Raw genomic sequence first — 17,479 nt, 5'->3', positions numbered from 1 at the left:
ATGGCACCAACGATAAATACTCGAGTGAATCAATTCTGTTTTGGTCAGCCCCAAACGTCGCTGTCGTTGGAAAAAGAGCCCCTCAAACCGCTTGCTCAGGGCAAGGTTCGGGTGCGACTGGAAGCCACCAATATTAACCCAAGTGACTTGCTTTCCATTCATGGTATTGGGCAATACCGCCGCGTTCACGTACCACCTCGCGTGCCGGGATTTGAAGCGGTTGGGTGTGTGGTGGAAGTCAGTGCAGTTGGTCAAACTGACCTTCAAGTTGGGCAAAAGGTGTTGGTGGCGATGAGTGGTACTTGGCAATACTACATAGATGCCTCGCCTGAGAATCTTTTTCCGCTACCTGAGAGTTTGGAGAACGGCTATGCCTGTCAGTTGTACATCAACGCGTTAACCGCGTGGGTGATCACCACTAAAGTAGCTAAGTTGAACAAAGACGATGTGGTGATCATCAATGCAGCAGGGTCAGCGATCGGTAAGATATTTGCCCAGCTCGCCCATTCACTGGGTTTTGCACTGATTGCAGTGACCTCAAAGCGAGACGAGTATCCGTACGATACCATTCCAGTGTTGGACGCGAAGAAAGACTTACAAGCGCAGCTGCAAACGTTCCAACTGCCACAACCAACGGTCGTTCTGGACGCGATAGGTGGTGAGGCTGGCACGGATCTCATTCGTACCTTGAAAGAAAACGGCCAATACATCAACTACGGAACATTGTCGTTAACGCCTTATACGCCTGAGTTTTTTGAATCGATGAAGGCCAACAACATCGACTTTAGTACATTCTTTTTGCGGTATTGGGAAGAATCGGTAGGTAAAGGCGGGAGAAAGACGGTGTTCGCTGAAATGTTAGAACATTTTATTAGCAGCGACATAAAGTTAAACGTTGCATATTATCTGCCGTTAGAGGACTTTCAAACAGCGATTGAAATGGTTGAGCGACGCTCGTCAGCAGTGTCAGGAAAAATCATTTTGACGCTGTGAATTACAGTGAGCCTGTTGAGAAAAGGGAGGATAAAATCCTCCCTTTTTTATGGGTTTACTTGTAATGATTGGGCTATTTTAGATGGAAGATTTGCTCTGTTTCGAGCGATGTCATCGCACGTACTTGACGCCAAATGTAATAAAAAATACCGAACATCATCAACATACTTGGGATGGCAATCATTGGGTAACTGTACAGCGTCATTTTCCCTAACTCTTCGTTAAAGGCAGCAGTACCAGAAGGGCTAGTCACAATCCAAGTCGCAAGGAAGTAGTTCATTGCAGATGAGAACGCAAAAGTACTTGCAAACAGGTAGTTAGAAGACATAAGGCAACGTTCGAACGCATCGGTTTTACCATTTTCTTTTAAACGTTGGTTAATCAACGCGAGGTTCAACACTGTGTCATTCAGTACTAACTTCTGCATCAGTGGGTAGCGGGTAAACGTTGAACCCAAAACCGCTAAACCGATCAGGCCAGGAATCAGGGCTTCTTTTAGTGCTAACCAGCGTGTATCAAGCTCTAACAAGCCGATGCCACCAGTTAGCAGAACACTGATAAAGCCCAGAGCAGAAATAAAGTTAAATTTCTTGTTACGGACAAGGTCCATACCGCCATAAATGATAGGAAATAGCAAAGCGACAACCAGCGCCATTGCTGTCCCTAGATGCTCATCGCCACTAAACTTCATCAAAATGAAGGAAGGGATAAATACGTTGAAAAGGATTTCAAATAAGGGATTCGGCTTTTTCGCCGTCGTGTTACTCATAATGTTTTACTGACTCTACTCTATGTCGGCTGTTATTGTACTTTGACAAGAAGTGTTCATCTAGTCGCGCTTGATGTAAAGCGTTAAAGCGTCGAGTTGTGTAACGACTTATGAAATAGACCGGAGCATAGCCAGTTAGTTTACATGGTTGACTACTTTTTGTGTCTTAATGACTCTCCTTCTGTGCGATGATCTGATTACGCGCTCTGAATAATCGAGTCGCCACTGTGTTGTGGTTGAGCCTCAAGGCTTGGGCAATTTCATCATGATTCAACCCAGCCACTAAGCTCAAGAGCAACGGCTCTCGGTATTTGGGTTCGAGAATCATCATTTGTTTTTGAAGCCAATCTTGGGCCATGTCGTAGTCACTGCCAGGGTAGGTTTTTGTCTGTATTGCACACTCATCAATGTCGACAAAATCGTACTGTTTTCTATCAAAGCGCCGAGCATTCTCACGACGCAAAATAGTAATGAGCCAAGACTTCGCGGCGTTGGGATCATTTAAATTATCAAAGAATCGCCACGCTTTCAGAAAGGTTTCTTGCGCTAAATCTTGAGCAAGGTGGTGATCTTTGCATAACCAATACGCGAGACGGTAAATCTCTTGGTATCGATCTTTCGTCAGTGCTTCGTAACGTTTATGTTTTTCCATAGCATTAAGATAAAAAGTTTGGAGAGCACGTTGTGTCTGCCAGATGAACGACAACCCTTTTTATCGCTTTTACAGTGATAAAAAGGGTTGTTCGATTAGGAAGACAAATTCGAAGAGTTAACCTTCCAAATATCGAAGGGTGACTCTGATTTCTTTCTTACACGTTTAAAATGGTTGGTTGGAAAAGCGTGAGTACTGGATGGCATCTGCGACTTCCTGAGCTTTAGACTCTGAAGTCATAAGGTGAAGTAGCTTAAGAGCAGCTTGATAGCTAACTAGGCTACCGTTCGAAGTGATAACGCCATCATCAATGACAAAATTCTGGTCGACTTGTACTTTGACTGCTGGGTAATCTCTTTGAAAGCCGTTTTCACCTCCGGCCCAAGTTGTTGCTTTTTTGCCGTTTAAAAGGCCAGCTTCGGCTAACAAATACGCGCCAGAGCAATTACTTGCCATCCAATCTGCCGCCTTTGATGTCGTTTTAATAAAGTGAATGAGATCTTTATTTTCGATTAGTGCATCCATGTCATAGCTGGATGTTAAAACCAATACGTCGAGTTCCGGCAGATCACCAATCCAAGCATCCACACCAATTTTTAATCCTTCTTCAGTGGTGATGGTTTTCTGATCTGAGACGGAAATGGTGAGCACGTCATAATCACTAAACCAAGTGAGACGACTTGCGACGCCAAAGACCTCTAAAGGCGCAGTAACATCAGAGGTCAGTACGCCATCGTAAACCAGAATACCAATTCGTTTATCTGCGGCATGTGCTGTTTGAAGCACCCCAAAGAATAGGACTAGTGTCGCTATCAATAGTTGTAGTGCATTCTTCAATCCGTTTTTACCCATGGTTTTTTCCTCGCTAACAGAGCATCAAGTTATTGAGGTTCATTATATTTAGGCTAATTAGTGATTGAAGAGCCACTTGGTCTTTACTAAAGTGAATAAAATTCATGAATAGAGTTCATTGGTTATATGGATAAGATACGGTCCCTACGATTTTTTATTGCTACTTTAGATGGCGGTAGTTTTGCTGCGGCTGCCAAAGTGTATGGCACTGACCCTTCGACCGTGAGTAAAGCCATACATCGTCTTGAAAGCGATTTGGGTATACAGCTTTTTCAACGTTCTACGCGACAGAGCCGCCTGACAGAAGCTGGTCGTCGGTACGCAAATACTGCTAGGTTTGTACTGGAAGAGCTGGCGGCATGTGAGGATTCATTAAAAAGTCACAATGATGCGCTTTCAGGGCAGCTTAAGATTAATGTGCCAGTCTCGTACGGTCGCCTCTATATTCGTCCTTTATTAAAAGAGTTTTGCCGCCGCTACCCTAACATCACTATCGATATTCATTACGATGACGCCTACGTTGATATTATTGAGCAAGGTATTGATGTGTCGATTCGCTCTGGTGTCGTTCACGATAGTCAATTGATTGTGCGTCAGCTGAGCCCTATCGATTTTATCATTTGTGCCAGTCAGGATTACTTAGCGCGCCATGGTGTTCCGAGTGGCCCGGATGTATTCAATGACCATTCTTGGGTTCGTTTTCGTTTTAAACAAACGGGGAAACTGTTGCCGATTCGGATGCCAGAACCAGACGGGGCGAGTGAATATGACCCCGAAAGAAACTATATTGTAAATGACGGTGAATCCATGGCAGAGCTTTGCGCAGAAGGCTTAGGATTAACTCAGATCCCTCATTTTATCGCGAGAGACTGGCTTAAAGCGGGGCGTTTAGTGCCGATATTTCCGAGTATGCGCCAAGCAGGAAATGGCGTGTATCTTCTCTATGCCAACCGGGAATATGTGCCTGCCCGAGTGAGGGTGTTCATCGATTTTATCACTCAAGCAATACAGGATATGGATGAAACGCCATTCCATACTTGGGCTGAAGCGTTGCCGATTTATCGACCGAACCAAGGCGATTGAAAACTTCATGTGAGTCTTTGGTTAAAACCCCCTAAGCTATATGGTGCTTTTATTGGTTTTTGTTAGTTTATTGGGCGTTATTATCGAAAAGCGCAGTTTGCTCTTCGTCACTCATAAAGGAAAGACAATGCCAACTAAGATCTTAGTGCCTGCTTTGGCCCTGCTTCTCAGCGCATGTGGCGGCGACGGGGAGTCGTCAGCCCCAGCAGAAAGCGGCTCACAAAACACAGGTTCCACATCGTCACAAGGCACATTTGCCGAGCAGATGCTTGCAGCGGTCAACAGCGCCCGCTCTACTACACAACAGTGTGGCGCAACCACCATGCCACCTGTTGGGGCCCTGACTTGGAGCTACGATTTGGAAAGCGCCGCTTATCGACATTCAAGCGATATGGCGAACAGCGATTTCATGAGCCACACAGGCTCTGATGGCAGCAAAATGTCAGATCGAGTTAACGCAACGGGTTATGCTTGGAGCGCCATTGGTGAGAATGTCGCCGTAGGGCAAAGCAGCATTAACGCCGTCATTAATGCTTGGTTATCGAGTGAAGGTCACTGCCTTAATATCATGAGTGCGGATTTTGATCAGATGGGCGCGTCGCTTGTCGAAAATCACTCTGCACGCTACGGATATTACTGGACTCAGGTTTTTGCCAAACAGCGCTAATGCGATAAAGAAGCCTGATAGATAAAATAAAACGCCAGCAGTCACTATCTGCTGGCGTTTTATTATTTACATCTCTTTTAGCTTGTCAGGTTACGAAGTTTTGGGTCATCCGCCAGGTATTCAACAAATTCAATCTCAAAACCGGCAGGGTCAACAAAATACACATTTTTGCGGTATGGTTCATCAGCACCAGGTTGGGCAATCGGATAACCTGCATCGGTTAGTCTTTTGATGATTGCATCGACGTTGTTGGTCACATAAGCAAAATGCGCTAGCCCAACTTGGTGCCCGCTCAACTCGCGGTTTTCTCCTTCGCCATGGTCACTCATGGCTATGTATTGATACTCGTCGCCAAAATGTAGCCAGTTTCTTGGTTTGCCACTCCATTCGCCTTTACCTTCATCACGCACGTACCAATGTGGAAATGCAGTTTGGTAAAACTTCAGCATTTCAGGGATATCTTTCACGACTAAGTTAATATGTTCTAGTTGGATCATGATGTGCTCCTTTTTGTCATTTTCTAGCCAACGATGAATATGCTAAAACCTCAAGTTAAGTTGAGGTAAAGGGCTTTTTTGATTTTATTTGTAGACGCCATTTATAAAGGTCAGGCAGCTGACACTGAAGAGTTGGCTCACACAGAAATCATTGAAACCTTGTGCAAGATTGGAAAGATGTTACATGATGGGGACTTCCAGTTAACCGTTTGATTTAAGTAAGCAAAAGATGAAAGTTTTTACACTTAATCATGATGTTGAGAATTTCCCTTTTTTACAAGAAACTCAACTAGAGATTTCTATACAATACTCGGATGGCGATTTGCGGGAGTTATGTGGTGAGCGTGTCGCTGATACTTGGATGATTATTGATTTGGAGTGGGTGAGTGATAACCACATGCTTACAACAAAACCTGATTTTGCAATCTGGCGTGCAGGCGAGTTTGCTTGTTCTGAGTCCGCATATAATCAAATAAACGAAGCTCTTGATTCCAGTTGTGAGTTTTTGCCATTACGCGTCGCTGGCGAGCGTTGGTATGCCATAAACATACTCAAAACTTGCGATGCCATTGATAAGGATCGCACTGTGTTAAATGTAAGAGCTAATGGTAAGCCAAGTCGTGTAAAGCGGTTTAAAAAATTAGTGTTGAGTAGTAAATCAATCAAATCCGGAGGCTTGTTCAGGATTGAAAATAACGGAGGCGGTGTTTACTGCAATGATGAATTAGGTGGTTTGTATGAAATTTACCATCGTTGTCAGCTAAAAGGTCTGATATTTGAAGCAGTAGAAACGAGTTAAAGCCCGCAATGTTTCACCCTAAGTGTATTTCGGCAGCTTTATTTTACCCTGTTATTTCTAGTAATAATTTGTTCCCCCCCCCCCCAAAAAAAAACAAAAAAAGCCAGCAGTTAATACCTACTGGCAAAGTCTTTGGGCTTCTAGGTTTTTTGATTGTATTTCTTGTTACTCATCGCTGTCACGGTGCCCCGATTGGTTTTCCGTGGAAGAAAACACAGCACCGTGCGCTTTGTGCTCAAGAAATTGGAGATTAACCTTGCTTACGGATCAGGTAGTCAAATGCGCCTAAGCTTGCTTTTGCACCTTCACCCATCGCAATGATGATCTGTTTGTAAGGAACGGTTGTTGCGTCACCGGCTGCGAAGACACCTTCTAAGCTAGTATCGCCACGGCTACCGACTTCAATTTCGCCGCGCTCAGATAGTGCTACTTCTGAATCTTTTAGCCATTCTGTGTTTGGTACTAGACCGATTTGAACAAAGATACCTGATAATTCAATCTCTTTGATTTCATCTGTGTTGCGGTCTTTGTACTTCAAGCTTGTTACGCGAGTACCGTCGCCCACTACTTCTGTTGTTTGCGCCATCGTGATGATGTCTACGTTTGGTAGTGAGTTCGCTTTGTCGATAAGCACTTGGTCTGCGCGAAGTACGTCTGCGAATTCAAGAACCGTTACGTGTTCTACGATACCAGCGAGGTCGATAGCGGCTTCGATACCTGAGTTACCACCACCGATAACTGCAGTTTTCTTACCTTTGAATAGTGGACCGTCACAGTGTGGGCAGTACGCGACACCTTTGTTGCGGTACTCTTGCTCACCCGGAACGTTCATTTCACGCCAGCGTGCACCTGGGCTTAAGATGACACTCTTACTCTTCAGCGTTGCGCCGCTTTCAAGTTGGATGTGAATCAAACCATCTTCTGTATGTGCTGCGCCCATTAACTTCTCAGCTTGTTGCTCAGTCACTACGTCTACGTCGTATTCTTTTAGGTGTTCTGCTAGGTCAGTTGCTAGTTTTGGACCTTCAGTACGTTTTACCGAAATGAAGTTCTCGATTGCCATGGTGTCCATAACCTGACCACCAAAGCGCTTAGCGACAACGCCAGTACGAATACCTTTACGAGCAGCGTATAGAGCAGCAGCGCTACCACCAGGGCCACCGCCGACAACAAGTACGTCGTATGGGTCTTTTTCGCTCAGTGCTTTCGCGGCTTTCTCGCTTGCGCCGTCATCCACTTTGTTTAGGATTTCAGTCAGAGACATACGGCCTTGACCGAATAGCTCACCGTTCACGAATACACTTGGTACGGCCATGATGTCGCGTTCTTTCACTTCATCTTGGAACAAACCACCGTCGATCATGGTTGCTTTTACTTTCGGGTTGATCGCCGCCATCATGTTGAACGCTTGAACCACGTCCGGACAGTTTTGACACGACAGTGAAATGAAGATTTCTACGTCTAGATCTTTGTCTAGTGCTGCGATTTGCTCAATCACTTCTGGTTCTAGTTTGATTGGGTGACCGCCAGAATGAAGCAGTGCCAATACTAGAGAGGTAAATTCGTGACCCATTGGCAAGCCTGCAAAGCGTAGTGCTGTGCCTTTAGTCGGGTTAGTTACCGCCATCACTGGTTTACGTGCGCTTGCGTTGTCGTCACGTTCAACAGTGATTAGGTCGCTCATATCTGCGATTTGGTTCGCTAGAGACAAAATGTCATTCGATGCTTTGCTTTCATCTAGACTAACCACTAAACGAACTTCTTCTTTTACATTAGCCAGATATTGTTTGAGTTGTTGTTGGATCGCTTGGTCTAACATAGTTGTTACTACCTTAATTAAAACTAAAAAGTGGTTACTGTAGATAAAACCTGAGGGGGAGAGAGCAAATCAGGCAGAAGGTCGTCAAGGTATCTAACCTGAAGTGCTCTCTAATTCAGTTCTAATCAGAAAAAGGAAATCGGGAACTGATTAGAACTTAAATTTCAGTGGCTTAGATTTTGCCAACTAGGTCTAGTGATGGAGCTAGTGTCTCTTCACCTTCTTTCCATTTAGCTGGGCAAACTTCGCCTGGGTGCGCTGCTACGTATTGAGCTGCTTTCACTTTGCGTAGTAGGTCTTCTGCGTTACGACCGATACCTTCAGCAGTGATTTCCATTGCTTGGATAGTACCTTCTGGGTCGATTAGGAACGTAGCGCGGTCTGCAAGACCTTGACCTTCACGCATCACACCGAAGTTGTTTGTGATGTTGCCTGTTTGGTCGCCAAGCATGTAGTACTGAATCTTACCGATTGTGTCTGAGCTGTCGTGCCATGCTTTGTGAGTGAAGTGTGTGTCAGTTGATACTGAGTAAACTTCTACGCCACGTTTTTGTAGCTCTTCGTAGTGGTCTGCTAGGTCGCCCAGTTCTGTTGGACATACAAACGTAAAGTCTGCTGGGTAGAAGAAGAATACTGCCCATTTACCTAGAACGTCTTGTTCTGTTACTTCAACGAATTCGCCGTTTTTGTACGCTGTAGCTGCAAATGGTTTGATTTGAGTATTAATCATAATTTACTTTCCTTTGAATGTTTTAAGCTGAGCTGTTGTTGCTTTCGGAAAGTATATTCTCATCGGAGTGTGTTTAAGGAAAATCGCTTGTAACTATCCTATTGATAGCCATTTCCTATTTCACTTGATAGGCATATCCGATGTAGGTGAGTTTGCTTTGATAGGTTTTATTGAAGATGAACGCAGATTAGCAATAGAGAATACCGATGATTACTTTGAGTAGATCTTCTAGCTAAGATCGAAAGAGCCTGCATCTCGGCAGACTCTTTCTAATAGGAAGTGGGGAAGCGTAGGCTTCTATCGTGTTAGCTTAGATTGTCGAGCACTTTGCCACACAGCTTCTTCAGCATGATCATTTCATCTAGCTCTAAGGTGATTTTACACATCATGGCGTTTGGCACTGACTTGGCTTGTTCCTTAAGATCACGACCTTGTTCTGTTAGGTTGAGTACGCGAACACGCTCATCGGTTTCACTGCGACCACGCTCTACATAGCCTTTTGCTTCTAAGCGTTTAAGCAGCGGCGTGAGTGTGCCTGAGTCCAAATGCAGTTGTGACCCCAATTCTTTCACGCTGGCACCGTCTTTCTCCCACAGCACCATCATCACTAAGTACTGCGAATAAGTCAGATCAAGCTCATCCAACAACGGGCGGTACGCTCGGATCACTGCATTTGCTGCGCTGTAGAGCGGGAAGCAAACTTGGTTTTCGAGTAAGAGTTTATCGTCGTTGGTCATGGTGTTGTCGGTGTAACACTGGCTCATTGGCGTTGCCTACCTGCTCACAGAGAAAGAGAGTCATAAAATAAATTGTGCACAATATAGTTGCAAACGATCTTTACTTCGATATAAGATTGCAAGCAATTAAATTGTGCGCAACTTAAATTAAGAAGGACACTCGCATGACTACTCTATACAAAACTCAAGCTACCGCTTTGGCTGGTCGTAATGGTCAAGTAAAAACTGATGACGGTCTTCTCGATCTAGAGCTGTCATACCCGAAGGAAATGGGCGGAACAGGCGCAGCAACTAACCCAGAACAGCTTTTTGCCGCGGGCTATTCAGCGTGTTTTTCTAACGCGATTTTGCACGTAGCGCGTGAAGGTAAAGTAAATCTGAAAAGTGCACCCGTAACAGCGGAAGTGGGCATCGGTCCGAACGATAACGGCGGCTTTGCACTAACAGTGAGCCTAGCGGTAGAGCTAGACATGCCACAAGAACAAGCGCTAGAGCTAACGCGCATTGCACACCAAGTTTGCCCATACTCAAACGCAGTTCGTGGCAACATTGATGTGGCAGTAACGGTAAACGGCGAAGCAATTTAAGCGGTTCTTATCACTGCACAAAGACAAGAAAGCCTGCAAGTACGCCGGCTTTTTTGATTGGTATGAGTCGAGAGTACTTAACGCGACTCTAGCGGGTAAGAGCGGTAACTCCACATGCCGTAAGTACGCAGTGCATCGCGGTAGATACCAAGCAGTTCGCCATCGCTGGCTTTGGCTAAGTCTTTCAGTGGCTTGTCTGGGTAGCTCACTGTGTCAAAAGTGATGTCTTGTGGTCCAGTTTGCCAGCTTGCGATTTCAAACAAGGTTTGACCACGGCGTACGTGACTCGCTGAGCTTATGATGGTCGCGTGTTTGATGTTATGACGTGCCAATGCGTAGCTGCTGAATAGGGCGTTACCTACCGTGCTGGTGGCGTAGTTTTCTTCAATGATTCGATCTTTGCTGATGCCTTTTTCAATCAGCCAATCTGCCATTAACTTGCCTTCCGTTTTGTGGTTCTTCGGTACGCCACCCGTCAATACGATCAACGCGTCTGGGTTTGCTTTTGCAATTGCTAGCGTGGTTTCCAAACGCTCAACTAAGATCTGGTGCATAGAACCATCTGGGTTCAGCGCGTATCCCAACGTGACGATTGCGCCTTTGTCATCCAGTTTGCCTTTGTCGGCTTTCTCTTTTAGTGGCGTCGCAAGTACGCGGTCTACGGTGTCGAAGATGCGTTGGATGTCTGCGGCTTTACCTGCATTGAGCTTCGTGAGCGTCGCCATGTGTTTCGCTGATTCCGCTTGGTTGCCCTCAAAGCGTTGCCATACCGCTAAGTAAGCGTGCAAATCCACATCGTCTGGTGCGACAGAAAGGGCTTGTTCAAACAGTTCAATCGCGCGGTCTGCATTCTTGTTGTAGATCTGCGCGTTTGCTGCAGAAATCAGTAGGTCAGTACGGTACGGCTCAAGTTTGTATGCTTCTAGTAAGCGGTCGGTAACAATCTCCATGTTGCTCGGCATTTTGGCGGTAAAACCCGCATGCGAGATACGCGCAGGGGATTTGAATGCTTGTACTGCGTCGTTGAGAAGTTGGTCGACAACCTGGCGTTTAGTGACGATCTGTGAGTAATCGGCGGAAGATTGGACAGCAGCATCGTTAGCCGCGATAGAGTATGGGGCAGCAGTCAGCGCAATTACGCTACCAAGAGCAATAGCAAGTAAGTTCTTCTTCATGGAATGTCCTAGAGGTGCTGTAGTACCTAGTTTTTATTGTGCCTAGCGTTGTAGGTCGAACGGGGTCGATAGAATTTTTTCAGTCTAGGTTCGCTTCATGAATAATCTGTGAAATGAATCCCAACTCAGCCGAGCGAATGAGCGCGCGTGGTCAAAACGCGAAGTAGGATCACGAAAGTATTGAGGTATTCGTTCGTGTTCTAAGTAATTGGATTAAAAGATAAACAGCGTTTGGAAGAACGAATTTAAGCAACCAGAGTAAGAAATGAAAAAGCCTGCAACGATGCAGGCTTTTGGTTTATTTGATGGCAGTGCAGAAGCTAACGTCTGCATGGTGCGTTTGTGGGTCGAAGCTGTGGTAAAGCTCAAAGCAAGGACGATCGTCGTTCTCAATACCGGATTCAATTACCTTGCTCATGACATCATCCCACGCTTTTGAGTATTGGCTCGGGTCAGTAATGTGTTGGCGCATCACCGCATATTGACCGCCGGGGAAGTCTTGCAGTTCAATACCGTTTGGCACTTCTGTATCTTCAGGCACCATCAAGCAGATGTCGGTACGACACTTCTCATCAGGCGTGATTTCTGGGTTGTCATGATAGATGAAGATGCAGGTATTGCCTGCCAAGCCTTTCATCCCTGCCCATTGATACAAGCGGCCAGATGGCTCTTCATAACCTTGGCCGTAAGGGCCGTTTACGCGAATGTAAGCCAGTTTTGATTTTTCAAAGTTTTGCGTTTCCATTGTGCTGCTCCATGTTGTTGGTGTAGAGCCAGTATATGGATCGCTTGTTGATACTTCGTTTCCATTCTTGCGCAAGGTGTGTCCAATCTTGCTGTTTCGAGCCAGTATGGCAAACTCTTGATAGTTATCGCAATCTCGAAATGCAGTAGGGGTCACGCCAAAATGCTGTTTGAACGCTTTCGCTAGGCTTTGTGAGCTAGAAAATCCATATTCTAATGCGACATTTAAAACCGGTTGCTTGGATTTGAACAGCTCATCTGCCGCTGCTTCTAAACGCAGTCTGCGAATAAAATCCGCCAGCGTTTCACCTTGAACCGCTTTAAAGGTGCGATGAAAGTGATACGGTGAAAGATTGGCAAGCGCGGCGACCTCTGGCAGAATTAACGGCTCGTTAAAATGTGTTTCTAGATAGCGAATAACAGGCAACAATCTTTTTTGGTAATCAACGCGCATTGGTTAGCTCATCCTTTCTAGAGTTGCTCAAAGCCTACCGAATTGAATCAATGTTTCAAGAGTGGGTAGTGAGAAATGCGTGATAGAAATTGGTTGAGCTTAGAGCGCAAAAAGCCGTTAACCCACATGTTCGGGTTAACGGCCTTTTCTATATTCAGCGCTAATGGCTAGGACTTAGTTGCCTTGGTTTTGGCTCTGAAGTTTCTCTTTTGCTTCTTCAACTTTAGAGAAGTCTAATCCCAGCTCGTCAACGGCTTCTTTGATGAGCGCAGGGTTTTGCATCACTTGTGCCATCAGAATTTGTAGCTTCTCTTGTGGCAGACCTAGTTGACTGATGGTTGCCATTGCCGCAAGCGGGTTCTGCGTCAGAGTCTGGAAGATTTCGTTGATCTGTTCATCGCTGATGTTGTTCTCTTTCAGCAAGGCGATAATTGGGTTCATCATATTTCCTTTCAATCAGTGTATGACTTGGTTGCCAGTATTTGTTCTAGCAGAATAATTGGGGCTCCCGCTCAACATTTCAATACCCCGTTAGTTCCATATAGCCAGTCCCAGAATGAGAGCCCTCAATACGTACTGGGCCCTCCCAATAAGGCACAGAAAGCGGCATTTTCGCGTTCGGGTTGAGAGCAGAAACGGTAAGCTCAATTTGCTGATTTGGAATCGACATTTGCCACTGGGTTGGATACTTTCGCCCTTGGATTTCTGTTTGCTTGGTTGCTTTTAAGCGAATGTCTTTTTGAGAAATGGCGATGCCAGAGCCACCTTGCTGCATCAGCTTTGCGCTGGCGTAACTGGCTGCTCCAGTTTTGGAATCCCGCAATTGGAACACCACCAAGCTGGTGTTGTCACTCAACCTTAGGGCAAACCAGTCCCAGCCTTGTTGTGAGTCGAGTAAGAATTGCGAGCTCCACTCTCGATCTATCCAACCTTTGCCCGACACTTGATGGGCCTCACCATCGATAGTGACTTCACCGGAGACTTCAATAAACGGTTGGCTGTAGTAATACGAAGCCACCTGACCATCGGCGCTTTTGGTGCTGTACCCTTGCTCGCCTTGCTTTTGATACGGTGCAGTGCTGGTAAGCGTCAGCGAATAGCCAAACTGTTCGGAGCTCGCCTTCAACGTGGCAGGGAATAGGTCGTTGGTTGAAGAAGTCCACTGCCAATCATCGAGGTAAACACGAAACGGTGAAGTGTCGACGCCGGCTAGAGAGGCTTGAGCGCGTGACCATTTTTCATCAGCGTAGTGTTTGTCCGCGGTCGTGACTGCGCTGTGCGCCATGTAGATTTGTTGAGCTTGCCACTCGGTTTTCTTCACGTCATCTTCGCCCGTTGGCGGCGCAGCAGCAAAGCGAAATTGTGTCCATTGGACGCCAAGTGGGTTGCCGTCTTCATCAATTAAGTTAGCGGTTAAGTACCACCATTCATGACGAAAGTTTGGGTGCGCTTGATGGTCTGCCGGGAAGGTGAGTTCATCCCCTTTTTCTACGGGTGTGAATAGGTTGCTCTCGCTTTGCGTATCTCCACTGCCCAGCAACGTGCCCATATTTTGTTGTTGGGGATCTTCACAACCGAACAGGAACAGACTGCTCATGAATAGAGTAAGTGTGCTTTCTAATCGAACCATCACAACACCTCGCTTTGCAAACTGGATACGACAGGCTTGCTGACCAATCGCCACAGCGGAATCAAGGTTGCAATCACCGCCACCAAGATGGTGATCGCCGCAATACTGAGGGCATCACTCCAATTCCACAGATAATTTAAGCTCCAACCAAAAGCGCGCAAGGTGACGATGTCTGTCAGAACATAACCCACCATGGCACCGAGGGGCAGGGCGATAATCAGAGTAAAACTGACCAGAGCGACGATCTGTCCGACCACCATAGTCATTAATTTACGACGACTAACACCAAGTGCGTACAGCCTTGCAATAGCGGCTTTGCGCGCGTCGAGCCGCATGAAACAAGCGCTGAACAAGCCAATCACCGCGACCATCAACGTCACGCCGTTGAGTGCACGCGTAATGGCGAAGGTCTGCGAGAAAATATCCAACGCGATGGATTTGATTTGCGCCTGATCGTAGAGCTGACTTGGATGCAGATTCAGTTTCTCGCGCAGTTGCTCGTAGACGATTTGTGGGTCCCCCGAGACTTTAATGCCAAGGCTTATCGGCAGGTTGGTAAAGCCACTTTCTTGCCATAACTTTGGTGCTAATAAGACTTCACCGTTGGGTGAGCCGTAATCATGGAATATCGCACCCACAAGCAGGTTCTTACTTGGAACGGCATCAAGCGTGAGTTCGCTACCCAGTGATAAACCCAGTTTGACCGCGGTTGGTTCACTGATAGCGACTAACTCACCTTGGTAAAAGCGTGACCAGAAGTTCTCCAAATGCGATTTGAACACCATGGTTTGCTCTAAGGTGTCTTGGTCTTTGGTACCAAGCAAAATCGGTAAGCCTTGCAGGTTATCGTCGACGTAGTATTGCTTGTAGACGGTCTCAACCTTGTGGAACTGCCCTAATGCGTGCTCTACATCTGCGATTTCTCCTTGTGCGGGGCTGACGTAAATGTCGGCGTGTAGCCTTTGTTCTAACCACTGTTTTAGGGTGGATTCAAAGCTGCCCACTAGCGTGTTCATGCCCATATTGGCTGTAACGGCGAGTAGCAGTGCCATCATGGCGAGAGAAAGCGGAGAAATCAGCTCGCGCAACTCAGCAAACAGATACTGCATCAAACTAGAACTGGTGCGCTTTTCACACCAATTGGCTAATACACTGAGTGTTTTGGTTAGATACAAAGGAATCGACACCACAAGTACGCCGAGCCACGCCATGGTGAAGCGGTGATGTTCACTCAGCCATAACCCTGCCAGTGCAAGAGTCGTCAACGCAGCACCTATCACGAACAATTGGTTTTCGTTAGAAGCTTCAGGTGCTTGATAAAATCCACCATGAGAAGAGAGCGGTTGGCGCACTCGCTGTTTAAAGTGCTGCCAACATGCCAATAGGGTTGCGGCTAACGTGAGTAGCAGGGCTTGCGCCCACCATTGCCACTGCCAAGTGCCGGGCAGCAGTGTCGCACCGTAAAGCTGCTCAAGCGTTAGTGCCACGGTCGGATGTAACCAGTGGCTAAGCTGCATGCCCAATACAAAACCGAGGGAAGCGCCGACGGTAACGAGAATAGTGAGTTCAACTAACAGTGCAGAGAACACAATGCTCGGCGCGACACCCGCCTGTTGGATTTGTACTAACAGACGATTGCGTTTCAGCAAACTGTACTTTACGCCGTTGTAGGCAATGAACAGCCCGACTAAAAAGGCGAGTAAGCTCATTGCGGTGAGATTGAGGTGAAAGCTGTCGGTCAGTGAGCCAAGGTCTGTACTTTGATTATTGGAAATCCATTGTCCTTGCTCACCAATCAGCTTCTGCCAATTGGCTTGCGTGTCTTTATTTCCTTTATCACCCGAATGGAAAACCGCAATGTAACTGAGCTGCCCTTGTTTATTGAGCAGTTGCTGGGCAAAGCCAATGTCCATCAACATTCGGCTGCCCAATTGCCAATCATCGGGTAATACCACCACTTGGGTTGGGATATCGTCCAGAGTTAGGGTGTCTACTTTGCCTAAGTTCTGATATTGCGATTGGCTCATCATCACGATTGGTTTGCCGACCAAAAGCTCTGGCAAGGGTAAAGCGCTGTCGAACAAAGACACGTTTTGTTGGTTTTCTGAAGAATAGCGCGAACGTGATGAGATGGCGGCAATCAACTCGCTACCTTGCACTGACCAGCGACGCCCTTGTTCGTCTCTCACTCGCCCTTCGATTACAGGTAGTGTTGCACTGAGTCCGTTTTGTCTGAGGATGAAGTAGAGCGATTCGGGCAGATAGTTTTGCCCTGCTGGTGGAATAATTAAGTTTTGAGCTTGTGCGCTAAGCTGTTCGGTAGATTCCGCATAACTGCGCTTGGCATTAAGGTTGATTGCTTGCACCGCAACAAACAAGGTCACAGCCAGCACGATACCGATCAGAATTGCGGCGGCTTGCAGTGGCGCCTGCCGATAGTGCGCTGCAAATAGATTCAGGGCGAGTCGAGTATGAGTGAATCTGGTATTTGGTTGCTTAGCTTGCTTCATGGCGAAGCTCATGTTTGTTTTGGTGATGACTGTTCTGTAGCTGACTATTATCTAATCGCAGCCGTGTTTTCATAAACTCAGCGCATTCAGGGCTGTGGGTGACTAACAGCACTGCCGTATTGCCTTGGGTAGTGATTTCACTGAGTAGCTTCATCACTTCTAACCCCGCTTTTTGGTCGAGGTTACCTGTGGGTTCATCAGCAAGTAGCAGTTTAGGTTTGTGTGCTAAGGCGCGCGCAATAGCGACTCGTTGTTGTTGACCACCGGAAAGGGCAGAAACATGTCTATCGAGCAGTTGGCTGATGCCCAGAGTCTCGACCAAATAATCGCACCAGTCGTTCCATTTCTGTTGATTCAAATGCAGAGGGAAGGCGATGTTTTGCTGCACGTTGAGTGGCGTTAATAGGTTGAATTGCTGAAAGATAACACCGAGTTTTTGGTGTCGAAATCGGCTCCATTGTGGGTCTTTCCAAGTCGCCGTGTTATCGCCATCTAACCACAATTCACCTTCGGAAAGTGGCTCAAAGCCAGCGATGACATTGAGTAAGGTACTTTTGCCGCTGCCACTTGCGCCCGTCAGCGCAACACTCGCTCCTGTGTTCAACGTAAAGTCGACGCCTTCTAACACGCGATGTGTCTCTTTGCCATCAACAAAGCTTTTGCTGGCGTGTTTGAGTGTGACAAGTGGGCTTTCCATTTCCTCTCCCTGTATTCAAAAGGTGTCGTTTCTTTTGGCAATCACTATTGCAGTTATGTCTCTAGAAACTTTAGACAACAATCA

18 protein-coding genes are annotated in these 17,479 nt (G+C 46.5%); 5 read left to right on the top strand and 13 right to left on the bottom strand.

Annotation, left to right across the window (positions count from 1 at the left end; genetic code table 11):
- Positions 1 to 993, top strand: coding sequence for a zinc-dependent alcohol dehydrogenase family protein (locus R7O13_RS07620; RefSeq protein WP_318303456.1), 993 nt, complete (start codon positions 1 to 3; stop codon positions 991 to 993).
- 73 nt (positions 994 to 1,066) lie between these two features.
- Here R7O13_RS07620 and R7O13_RS07615 read toward each other — a convergent pair whose 3' ends face one another.
- The 3 genes from R7O13_RS07615 to R7O13_RS07605 form a co-directional block, all read right to left on the bottom strand.
- Positions 1,067 to 1,762 carry a VC0807 family protein gene (locus tag R7O13_RS07615; protein WP_005383527.1) on the bottom strand — a complete coding sequence of 232 codons (696 nt, stop codon included), beginning with the start codon at positions 1,760 to 1,762 and terminating at the stop codon, positions 1,067 to 1,069.
- 166 nt (positions 1,763 to 1,928) lie between these two features.
- The gene (locus R7O13_RS07610) at positions 1,929 to 2,459 is read right to left on the bottom strand and encodes a sigma-70 family RNA polymerase sigma factor (protein ID WP_262590063.1); all 531 of its coding nucleotides are present in this window, start codon (positions 2,457 to 2,459) and stop codon (positions 1,929 to 1,931) included.
- A 120-nt stretch (positions 2,460 to 2,579) separates the two neighbouring features.
- Positions 2,580 to 3,266 carry a DJ-1/PfpI family protein gene (locus tag R7O13_RS07605; RefSeq protein ID WP_005374612.1) on the bottom strand — a complete coding sequence of 229 codons (687 nt, stop codon included), beginning with the start codon at positions 3,264 to 3,266 and terminating at the stop codon, positions 2,580 to 2,582.
- A gap of 126 nt (positions 3,267 to 3,392) precedes the next feature.
- On the opposite strand from R7O13_RS07605, the gene R7O13_RS07600 reads away from it, so the two are divergent.
- Both R7O13_RS07600 and R7O13_RS07595 read left to right on the top strand, forming a co-directional pair.
- Positions 3,393 to 4,349: a LysR family transcriptional regulator gene (locus R7O13_RS07600; RefSeq protein WP_318303454.1), complete on the top strand. Its 957-nt coding sequence runs from the start codon at positions 3,393 to 3,395 to the stop codon at positions 4,347 to 4,349.
- Between the two features lie 127 nt (positions 4,350 to 4,476).
- Positions 4,477 to 5,016 carry a CAP domain-containing protein gene (locus tag R7O13_RS07595; RefSeq protein ID WP_017634523.1) on the top strand — a complete coding sequence of 180 codons (540 nt, stop codon included), beginning with the start codon at positions 4,477 to 4,479 and terminating at the stop codon, positions 5,014 to 5,016.
- Positions 5,017 to 5,093: 77 nt separating this feature from the next.
- Here R7O13_RS07595 and R7O13_RS07590 read toward each other — a convergent pair whose 3' ends face one another.
- Positions 5,094 to 5,513, bottom strand: a complete 420-nt coding sequence (locus R7O13_RS07590; RefSeq protein ID WP_005374615.1) for a VOC family protein — start codon at positions 5,511 to 5,513, stop codon at positions 5,094 to 5,096.
- Between the two features lie 229 nt (positions 5,514 to 5,742).
- Here R7O13_RS07590 and R7O13_RS07585 point away from each other — a divergent pair, with 229 nt between their 5' ends.
- Positions 5,743 to 6,312, top strand: a complete 570-nt coding sequence (locus R7O13_RS07585) for a hypothetical protein (protein ID WP_318303453.1) — start codon at positions 5,743 to 5,745, stop codon at positions 6,310 to 6,312.
- A 250-nt stretch (positions 6,313 to 6,562) separates the two neighbouring features.
- Here the strand turns inward: R7O13_RS07585 and ahpF are convergent, their stop codons facing one another.
- The 3 genes from ahpF to R7O13_RS07570 all read right to left on the bottom strand — a co-directional run bounded on the left by ahpF (position 6,563) and on the right by R7O13_RS07570 (position 9,625).
- Positions 6,563 to 8,131, bottom strand: coding sequence for an alkyl hydroperoxide reductase subunit F (ahpF, locus tag R7O13_RS07580; RefSeq protein ID WP_318303451.1), 1,569 nt, complete (start codon positions 8,129 to 8,131; stop codon positions 6,563 to 6,565).
- A 172-nt stretch (positions 8,132 to 8,303) separates the two neighbouring features.
- A complete protein-coding gene (ahpC, locus tag R7O13_RS07575) occupies positions 8,304 to 8,861 on the bottom strand; it encodes an alkyl hydroperoxide reductase subunit C (RefSeq protein WP_069217891.1) in 558 nt (185 codons plus the stop codon).
- Between the two features lie 305 nt (positions 8,862 to 9,166).
- Complete coding sequence (locus R7O13_RS07570) at positions 9,167 to 9,625, bottom strand: MarR family winged helix-turn-helix transcriptional regulator (protein ID WP_061035115.1); 459 nt, start codon at positions 9,623 to 9,625, stop codon at positions 9,167 to 9,169.
- Positions 9,626 to 9,762: 137 nt separating this feature from the next.
- On the opposite strand from R7O13_RS07570, the gene R7O13_RS07565 reads away from it, so the two are divergent.
- Positions 9,763 to 10,185, top strand: a complete 423-nt coding sequence (locus R7O13_RS07565) for an organic hydroperoxide resistance protein (protein ID WP_005374640.1) — start codon at positions 9,763 to 9,765, stop codon at positions 10,183 to 10,185.
- 77 nt (positions 10,186 to 10,262) lie between these two features.
- On the opposite strand, the gene R7O13_RS07560 is transcribed toward R7O13_RS07565, so the two are convergent.
- The 6 genes from R7O13_RS07560 to R7O13_RS07535 form a co-directional block, all read right to left on the bottom strand.
- Positions 10,263 to 11,360, bottom strand: a complete 1,098-nt coding sequence (locus tag R7O13_RS07560) for an ElyC/SanA/YdcF family protein (RefSeq protein WP_213964022.1) — start codon at positions 11,358 to 11,360, stop codon at positions 10,263 to 10,265.
- Between the two features lie 298 nt (positions 11,361 to 11,658).
- Complete coding sequence (locus tag R7O13_RS07555) at positions 11,659 to 12,558, bottom strand: AraC family transcriptional regulator (RefSeq protein WP_318303448.1); 900 nt, start codon at positions 12,556 to 12,558, stop codon at positions 11,659 to 11,661.
- 174 nt (positions 12,559 to 12,732) lie between these two features.
- Positions 12,733 to 12,999, bottom strand: a complete 267-nt coding sequence (locus R7O13_RS07550; protein WP_318303540.1) for a DUF2999 family protein — start codon at positions 12,997 to 12,999, stop codon at positions 12,733 to 12,735.
- Positions 13,000 to 13,078: 79 nt separating this feature from the next.
- A complete protein-coding gene (locus R7O13_RS07545; protein ID WP_318303446.1) occupies positions 13,079 to 14,188 on the bottom strand; it encodes a lipocalin-like domain-containing protein in 1,110 nt (369 codons plus the stop codon).
- Complete coding sequence (locus tag R7O13_RS07540) at positions 14,188 to 16,698, bottom strand: ABC transporter permease (protein ID WP_318303444.1); 2,511 nt, start codon at positions 16,696 to 16,698, stop codon at positions 14,188 to 14,190. The genes R7O13_RS07545 and R7O13_RS07540 overlap by 1 nt, the downstream gene beginning before the upstream one ends.
- On the bottom strand, positions 16,685 to 17,395 hold the full coding sequence (locus R7O13_RS07535; protein WP_256903086.1) for an ABC transporter ATP-binding protein: 711 nt from the start codon (positions 17,393 to 17,395) through the stop codon (positions 16,685 to 16,687). Before R7O13_RS07535 ends, R7O13_RS07540 begins: the two co-directional genes overlap by 14 nt.
- Positions 17,396 to 17,479: the final 84 nt, after the last annotated feature.

Source organism: Vibrio sp. Y176 (genome assembly GCF_033438945.1).
This window is presented reverse-complemented; position numbering and strand designations above follow the sequence as displayed.